Raw genomic sequence first — 6,311 nt, forward strand, 5'->3', positions numbered from 1 at the left:
TGCGATGCACACTCGAAAATATTACCGATCGTAATTTCTGCCAGGAGCGGGCAGCGCTGTTCTTGCTACTCTGGTTACTCTGGCTGCTCAGTGACTCGGCAACTCGTAATCACGCTGTGTCAGCAGATCAATCCCGCAGGACAGATCACTGATCCAGTCGAGGAACGCGTGAATCATCTCGCGCCCTACAAATGGCCGTCCGTGCTGCGGCACCATCATTTCCACGTCCATGTCCCGCACCATGTTGGCCCACAGGCGCGTGACCTGGCGGCTGGCCATGTAGCGCCGGTGAAAGCCGAGCATATGGGGAATGTGCGCCTGAAAATCCTCGACGGGATTGGCATCGTCCACCAGCGATGCGCCCATATCGCCCGAGAACAGAATGCGGCTGACCGGATCGTAAAGCTGAAAATTGCCGACCGAATGCAGAAAGTGCGCCGGTACCACATACAAGGTGCTCTCGCCCAGGCGAAGGGTGCCGCCTTCGTCCGGCAGGCCGATGATGCGCTCGGAAGTATTGATGTCGCGCACGATGCTCAGATAGTGCGCCGTCAGATGCGGCAGGAAGCGCGCCCAGAGCCGCGAGCAGACCACCTTGGCGCGCGTGTGCAGCAGCCATTTGTCCAGCGACGAAATGATGTCCGGGTCCTGATGCGAGGCAAAAACATAATCCAGCTCCTCGACCTTCATGTGCCGCGACAACGCCAGCGACAGCGGCGTGTAGGTCAGATCGCCGCCGGGATCGAGCAACAGCGAAGCGTTACCGTCAAGAATCAGGAACTGGTTGGATTGCACCCCGTCACCACTGACGAGGTCGTCAAAGCACAGGCAGCGGTGGTGCCCGTTATCGAACAGCACGATCGGATCGCGGCGCATAGTCTTTTATCTGTTTGTCATGGCGTTCGGGCAGCTTAGATAACGAAACAGCACGACACACTGACCTGCATCAATACCCATCGCGCCATTCGTCGGATCACCAGCGGCTGGGGCGCCAGGCGGGCGCTTGTGCCGCGGTTTCTCGCCAGTGATGGTGCCACTGCCGCGCCTGCTCGGCGATCTGCTCGGGTGTCGCACCCGGCGAGAAAAGCGAAGGTTCCAGCTGATCGCGTGAGGCGCGCAGCGCCTGGCGGAAGGTGGCGTCCGTCAGTGCCCGCCAGTGGACAGGCTCGAAGCTGGCCCACAAGCCATGCCCCAGTGGTGCGTCAGGATTGGCCAGCAGTGCCGCGCCGCTTTCCGGGTCAAAAGACAACGGCTGAAACAGGCTCAGGCAGGGCGCCGAGGTGCCGGTGGCGGCAAGCTCCGGCATCCCGGCGCTGGGCAGCCGCGCCACCATGCTGGCAGTGGTCTGCGATGGCCGCCAGAAACTGCCTGCGTGCAGGCAGACCTGCCGGTTGTCATAGCCGCACAGCTCATCGCCGCGTCTGCCGTGCTGGCGCAAGGCGCCGGTAAAATGGCCCCAGCCGGGCTGCGCCGGGCAGTGGGCCAGCGCGCTGTCGTTGAGCGCGCGGCGTGCGTGGGCGCCGCCGATCCAGGGCAGTAATCGGGTATCGAAGGTGCGCGCAAAGTGAAAATCGCCGCGCCCGTGCCACAGCCCGGCGCGTCGCGCTTCGCCCGGAAGATCGTCGCTGCACAGATCGAACTCGGTGCCCAGCGTCAGTTGGTTGGAAATGGCGTAGCGCTCCACGCGCCGTGCCGCCCAGAATCGCCCGGCGGTTTCCAGCACCCAGCATTCCTGTGAATCGGCAATCAGAAAGCTGTTGTCGTAACGAAAGCGCTTGTTGCGATAGCCCGCCGGGCCGCCCTGGCCATAGCGTGCCAGGTGCTCGGTGATGATCTCCAGTGCGTGTCGCGCATCGTCGCCGCGCTCCAGCGCCAGGCGCAGCAGATCCATGCCCAGCAGCGCCTGCCCGCGCCGTTCCACAAGGCGTGTGAAAACGGCTTCGTTGCCAATCGCCACACCCCGTTCGTTGACGCCCATTTCTGCGCCCCACATCCAGCTCGGCTGGCTCAGGATCACGGCGTGCCGGCGGGAGCTTTGCGGAATGCGCAGGTAGGTCGTCTGCACGTCGGCCGCCTGATCCCCCCGCACTGCCGGTAGCCGGATCAGATGCTGCGGCTCAAGGGGTTCGCGGTCGCTGTTTTTTGCGAACCAGATGCCGTCGTGCTGGCGCAGTACCAGCGTGTCACACATGGCTCACTGCCCCCAGAGATTGCGTTCGTGCCAGGCATCTTCCGCCCGCAGCAGCCCGCGAATGGCCTGCCCACCAAGAAAACGCAGCGGCTCCGGGGGCCAGGCGAGGGGTTTGCGGCTGACGAACCAGGCATCGGTGCGCGGGCTGTCCAGCCCCAGTGCCAGCTCTGCCAGCGTCAGCCCGCTGTACTGTGTGAGCGATACGCCATGCCCGGTGCAGCCGGCCAGATAAAGAGTGCGTTGATCCCGGTAAAAGCCAAGGTTGGGCACCATGTCCATCGTGACCGACACCGGCCCGCCCCAGCGAAACGCGAGGGCCACGTCTTTCAGGGGCGGGAACAGGCTTTTCAGATGCCGCTCCAACATTGCCCAGGTGGGCGGATGCTGATCGTGGTTCATGCTGCGCCCGTAAGCCAGTTGCACATTGGCGCCGCCGAAGGTGATGCGGCCGTCTGCTGTGGGGCGAAAGTAATGCACCATGTGGCGATTGGTTTCGATGCCGAAGCGCTGCTGCCAGCCGATGGCTTGCCACTGCGCGTCGGTGAGGGGCTCGGTGACAATCTGATACGTCCACACGGGTGCCTGCCGCCGGCTGAAATGGCCCATATCCGGTAACAGATGGCTGTAGGCGTTGGTGGCCAGCACCACCCGTTCGGCGGTCAGGCTGCCGGTTTCGGTGTGCAGGGTGGCGGTGGTGTTGCCATAGCTCAGGCGTTGGGCGGCAGAGTGCTCGAATATCTTTACGCCGGCCTCAAGGCACAACCGTTTCCACTCCAGCACTTGCCGGGCGGGATTGAGTATGCCGCAGCGCGGCTCGAAAAAGCCGCCCTGGAACAGCGGGCTGTGCACCGCCTGCTGCATCTGCGCACGATCCCACCAGTGGAAGGAATCGGCAAAGCCCCACTTGTCGTACAGCGTCAGCTGGCGCTGCAAGCGGCGCTCATGGGCAGGCGTGAGCGCCACGCGGGCAAAGCCGTTGTGCTCATAATCACAGGCCATGCCCTGGGTGCGCACCAGTTCCTGCACATAATCCACCGCATCTTCCATATAGCGGTGCGCTTCACGCGCCCGCTCAAGGCCGAAAAGAGTGGTGGTGATATCCGGCTCGAAACCGAACAGGGTCATGGAGAAACCGCCGTTACGGCCGCTGGCGCCATAGCCGATAACCGCGCCTTCCAGCACTGCCACGTTCAGGGAGGGATCAAGCTGTTTCAGGTGCCAGGCAGTGGAGAGCCCGGTGAAGCCGCCGCCGAGAACGGCCACGTCGGCCCGTTGTGTCCCGGCCAGCGCCGGCTCGGCACGATAGCCGCCGTGCTTGCCATGTTCGTCATGCAGCCAGAAGGAGCGCGTTTCCGCGCTGCCACAGCGAGCGTAATCCATGCCAACCTCTCGGCAGTCTGGCGACACGAGCTGCGCACACATCGCGTTAATTAAACGCGTTCAATTAACGGCCGTCGGAGGAGTGCTTGTCAAGCATTCGGGAGGCGTTATGCTTGCCACACACCCCAGCTGGTGAGACGCATGAGGCCACCTCGACAGATACGCGCCCGCAGTGAAGACGCCCGCGCTGCCCTGCGGGCCGAGATCCTGGAAAACGGCCGGCAGCTTTTCCTCCAGCACGGCTACGACGCCGTATCGCTGCGCACGCTCGCCGCCACTGTCGGCCTGACGGCGGCGGCGTTGTACACCTATTTCCCCGGCAAGCTGGCGCTGCTGCGTGCGATCTGGGCGGAGGATCTCCAACGGCTTTACAAACGAGTGCGTGGCACCGGGCGGCAAGCCAGCCTGCGCCAACAGTTGCAGACACTGGTGCGTTACTGGCTGACACACCCTGACATGTTCCGGGTGTTGTTCCTCATCGAAGACCGCACGCCGGACGACGGCGCCATGTTCATCGGTTCGGACGCCGCCCAAGCGCTGATCGGGCTGATACGTGATGCGGTTTGTGCGCAGCTTCCCGGTGTCGCGGCAAAACAGCAGCAGGCAGAATTCGAGGCGCTGTGGGCCGCTGTCCAGGGGGTGATGACGCTGGCCATTCTGGTGCCGGAATACGGCTGGGCGCCGGCACGCAAGCTGGTGGATATACAGGTCGATGCCTTCGAGGCGCGCTGGCGTGATATGGCCAGGCCGTGACGGTGGGCAGCCGCAGCGCTGCCGCCCGCGCTGGGTTAACATGGCTGTCCCCCGCACAGGAGCGACCCGATGCGCCTGAAACTATTGCCCCGTACCGCCTTTGCCCGCTCTGCGGTGGTGGTGGGGCTGGTCATCTTTCTCACGCAGGTGCTCACACTGTGGTTTTTTGCCCGTAACGCCTATCTGCCTGGTATCCGGGAGTATTCGCGCCTGACGCTGTTACAGGCGGAATTGTCGATCTACGAGGAAACCCGTGACGCCGAAGCTGCGCGGCGGCTGGGCGAGGTCAGCGGTATCCTGATGGCGACGCCGCCGGAGGCAGAAGACAGCCAGGTGCCCTTGATCAGCCGGCCAGTGGTCAACAGTTTTCGGGCAGAGATCGAGGAGCTGTTTGGCGAGCCGGTGAATATCCGCTTTGAAGACAGCCGCCGCCCAATCTTGTGGATTAATACGCCTTCTTTTCAGGGGCAATGGCTGCGCGTGCCGATGACGTTCTTCCGCGATTATGATCGCTACCTGCTGGTGGGTTGGGGGGTGACGGTGCCGCTGTTTGCCGTGATCGCCGGCTTGCTGATCGCACGCGGGCTGAACCGGCCGTTGAAAAGGCTGGAGCAGGTTGCTGCCGTGGTTGGCCGGGGTGATCCGGTGCCACCGCTGAATGATCGCAATGGGCCGGAAGAGATCAACGCGGTGAACCGTGCATTCAACCGCATGACACGAGAGCTGGCGCAGGCGCAGCGTGATCGTGCGCTGTTGCTGGCTGGAGTCTCCCATGATTTGCGCACACCGCTGACCCGGCTGCGCCTGTCGGCGGAATTCATTGATGACGAGGAATTGTCGGAAGGCATCATCGGCGATATCGAAGATATGGATGCCATTCTGGAACAGTTCATCGGTTTCATCCGTGACGGCGCCGACGAAATGGCGAGTTACGAAGACATCAATGATCTGGTGGAAGATGTGTGCAGCAAGTTCGACAGCCCAGAGCTGCATGTGCAACTACGCCGTGTGCCGCGGCTGATGCTGAAGCGACTGACCTTCAAGCGCCTGCTTACCAACCTGATGACCAATGCCACCAAATACGGCGCGCCGCCAGTGCGTGTTTCCACGCGCCTCGCCGGGCAGGATGTGGTGTTGACGGTGCGTGATCATGGGCCCGGGATGCCGGAAGCGGATATTCCCACGTTGTTGCAGCCGTTTTCCCGTGGCGAAAAGGCCCGCACGGTAACCGGTTCGGGGCTGGGCCTGGCGATCGTCAAGCGAATCGTCGATATGCACCACGGACAGGTGAAGCTTGCCAATCATCCTGACGGTGGCCTGGAAGTGGAAATCCGTTTGCCGGTGACAGGGCGCTTTGTGCAGCCGGAAGCGTGGTCGGCGCGGGTGCGATAAATAAAAAGATTCATCGTCAATTTCCGTGGAGGAATTTCCGATATCCACGACAGTACCCATGGGTTATCCAGAATTCCGATATTTTTGCTCCTCCCCTTGCAGACAAGCGAGGCGCAGAACAGCCGCAGGCTGGCCCGAAGGGTGAGCGAAGCGAATAAGGGGGCGGGGGAGAGGGGGCGACGAACATGCGGCTGTCACAATACCAGCTACATGCTGCACTACTTTCACTTTAATTCACTAGAAATTTCCATAAAAAATCCACAGCAAGAAAATCCCGAGAGACAGCCAGTTTCGTTCTAGATCAAGTGCCGAGTATATATTTTCTGCCATAATCTCTCCCTCTCCCCAACCCCTCTCCCACAAGGGGAGAGGGGCTAAAGAAAGATTCGGCATTGATTTCTGTGTAGGAATTTTCGATATCCGTGAAAGCACCTACGGGGTTGTCCAAAATACCGATCTCTTTAGCCCCACTCCCTCGTGGGACAGGCAAAGCGCAGAACAGCCGCAGGCTGGCCCGAAGGGTGAGCGAATCAGATTTTTGCTCCCCTCTCCCCTTGTGGGAGAGGGGTTGGGGGAGAGGGGGCGACGAACATGC

Annotated in this window: 5 protein-coding genes; 2 read left to right on the forward strand and 3 right to left on the reverse strand. The window is 61.9% G+C overall.

Features of this window, described 5'->3' with window-relative positions:
* Positions 1-87: 87 nt before the first annotated feature.
* From MU846_RS13980 to MU846_RS13990, 3 genes are all read right to left on the reverse strand, one after another.
* Positions 88-876, reverse strand: coding sequence for an oxygen-binding di-iron domain-containing protein (locus MU846_RS13980; protein WP_246953806.1), 789 nt, complete (start codon positions 874-876; stop codon positions 88-90).
* Between the two features lie 97 nt (positions 877-973).
* Entirely contained in the window at positions 974-2,191 is a 1,218-nt protein-coding gene (locus MU846_RS13985) for a C69 family dipeptidase (RefSeq protein WP_246953808.1), read from the reverse strand.
* A gap of 3 nt (positions 2,192-2,194) precedes the next feature.
* A complete protein-coding gene (locus MU846_RS13990) occupies positions 2,195-3,571 on the reverse strand; it encodes an NAD(P)/FAD-dependent oxidoreductase (RefSeq protein ID WP_246953810.1) in 1,377 nt (458 codons plus the stop codon).
* Between the two features lie 141 nt (positions 3,572-3,712).
* On the opposite strand from MU846_RS13990, the gene MU846_RS13995 reads away from it, so the two are divergent.
* Together MU846_RS13995 and MU846_RS14000 are read left to right on the forward strand one after the other, a co-directional pair.
* A complete protein-coding gene (locus tag MU846_RS13995) occupies positions 3,713-4,324 on the forward strand; it encodes a TetR/AcrR family transcriptional regulator (protein ID WP_246953812.1) in 612 nt (203 codons plus the stop codon).
* Between the two features lie 69 nt (positions 4,325-4,393).
* On the forward strand, positions 4,394-5,716 hold the full coding sequence (locus tag MU846_RS14000) for an ATP-binding protein (protein ID WP_246953814.1): 1,323 nt from the start codon (positions 4,394-4,396) through the stop codon (positions 5,714-5,716).
* Positions 5,717-6,311: the final 595 nt, after the last annotated feature.

The organism is Alcanivorax quisquiliarum, from assembly GCF_023051175.1.
GTDB lineage: Bacteria > Pseudomonadota > Gammaproteobacteria > Pseudomonadales > Alcanivoracaceae > Isoalcanivorax > Isoalcanivorax quisquiliarum.

What these genes read in the sequence shown, in the direction of transcription:
- MU846_RS13980 (WP_246953806.1), bottom strand. Translation starts at nt 876, where the DNA reads ATGCGCCGCGATCCGATCGTGCTGTTCGATAACGGGCACCACCGCTGC.
- MU846_RS13985 (WP_246953808.1), bottom strand. Translation starts at nt 2,191, where the DNA reads ATGTGTGACACGCTGGTACTGCGCCAGCACGACGGCATCTGGTTCGCA.
- MU846_RS13990 (WP_246953810.1), bottom strand. Translation starts at nt 3,571, where the DNA reads ATGGATTACGCTCGCTGTGGCAGCGCGGAAACGCGCTCCTTCTGGCTG.
- MU846_RS13995 (WP_246953812.1), top strand. Translation starts at nt 3,713, where the DNA reads ATGAGGCCACCTCGACAGATACGCGCCCGCAGTGAAGACGCCCGCGCT.
- MU846_RS14000 (WP_246953814.1), top strand. Translation starts at nt 4,394, where the DNA reads ATGCGCCTGAAACTATTGCCCCGTACCGCCTTTGCCCGCTCTGCGGTG.